Origin of the sequence: Arthrobacter sp. RIT-PI-e (genome assembly GCF_001187915.1) — a bacterium.
Lineage (GTDB): Bacteria > Actinomycetota > Actinomycetes > Actinomycetales > Micrococcaceae > Arthrobacter_D.
The window spans coordinates 1-1,543 of the sequence record NZ_LGIU01000059.1; the positions used below are offsets into that span (position 1 = coordinate 1).

Here is a 1,543-nt window from a genome sequence, read left to right on the forward strand (position 1 = left end):
ACCAGGAAGCCCTGATCTCCTGCTGAAAAGCGCAAACGGAGGTTCGAGGCACCTCAAGCTGTCTTTGAGTGGACTCGAAGAACGACACGGAAGCTATGTGTCTCCTCCTCGTGCCTCGCATCTCATGAGATACAAGACGGGACGTACTCGGGCGGTCAGCCCAAACTCCTGTTGGCTTTCCCTCGCCCGCACGGTGCGCGTGCCGATTGTAGTGGCGAAAGTAGGAAGAAGAGGCCCATTCCAATGAAGGGTCTTTACAGGCTAACTACTTAGGCACACAATCTAGTTATGGAAGTCCCCACTTCAGACACTCACACCACACACAGCACCGACTGGCCCAGTGACTGGCTCCGAGCCACGCTGGGGATCCTCGCCCTGCGCGCACTATCCGCCGGCCCGTCCTACGGGTACGCGATCATCAGCGAACTCGAACGCCACGGTTTCGGCACCATCAAAGGCGGAACCCTGTACCCGCTGCTCACCCGGTACGAGAGCGCCGGCCTGGTGACCACCGAATGGCGAGCCGGCGACGGAGGACCTGGCCGTAAGTACTTCGCCCTCACCGACCAAGGCCGCGCCGAACTGACCCGCCTGAGCGCCGACTGGTTGCGTTTCGGCGACACCAGTGCCCACTACCTGAATCCTGAACGATCTACGAAGGAGATCCCCGCATGATGCAGCAGACCAGCGACAAGAAGTGGTTCGATCAGCTCATCCTGGAACTCCGGCTACGCCAAGTCACCGGACACGCCATCGGTGACACCATCGCCACCGCTAGAGAACACCTCAGCGACACCGGCCAACACGCCGAGCAAGCCTTCGGACCCGCCCGCGACTACGCCCAATCACTCGAACTGCCCCACGCACCGAAAAACGAGTGGGTGCGAAAAGCGCTCTGGCCCTCCCTCCTGGGGTTGCTGGCCTTTTTGATCTTCAACCAGGCCCTCGTGTCCTGGGTCCAGTCCGAACCACTCCTGGTCTCCCCCGCACAGCTCGTCCTCCTCGCGCTGCCCGTGGTCCTCATAGCCTTCTTACCGCTCTACCTGGACGCCGTCATCCGACGCTTGTGGGCATCCATCGCGATCAGCGCCATGGGCGCACTGTCAGGACTCCTGTCCACGATCGTCACCCCCACAGAACGCGCCGAGGCCTGGTTAGCCATCGAACCACTGCCGTGGCTCATCGGTAGTGCCCTGATCATGGTGATCCTCTCCCTCAGGAGTACCTTCTGGGCGCCGCTGACCACACCCGAGGACGGGATCACGGATCCGATCACCGGGAAGAACGACAGCACCACACTGGGTGCAAAGGTCTTCGTTCAGATCACCAACTGGCTCTTCCCCCTCCTCATGCTGCCCATGATCGCCATCGCACTCACGCTTCGCTAACCCCCCACCACACCGATCATCCGTAGTAGGGACTGTCTGAATAACGGTGTGTGAGGGTCCGGCCTGATCCGAAAGGAGATGGCCGTGAAAGACTTCACGACCGAAGCAACAGAGACGATGATCGATCCTGTGACAGGAGAAATCATCGACCAGAA

Annotated in this window: 2 protein-coding genes; both read left to right on the forward strand. The window is 60.5% G+C overall.

Annotated elements, in window-relative coordinates; translation table 11 throughout:
• Window positions 1-288 precede the first annotated feature (288 nt).
• Window positions 289-675, forward strand: a complete 387-nt coding sequence (locus tag AC792_RS08555) for a PadR family transcriptional regulator (RefSeq protein ID WP_049830123.1) — start codon at window positions 289-291, stop codon at window positions 673-675.
• Entirely contained in the window at window positions 672-1,388 is a 717-nt protein-coding gene (locus tag AC792_RS08560) for a hypothetical protein (protein ID WP_049830124.1), read from the forward strand. The genes AC792_RS08555 and AC792_RS08560 overlap by 4 nt, the downstream gene beginning before the upstream one ends.
• The last annotated feature ends 155 nt before the right edge of the window (window positions 1,389-1,543 follow it).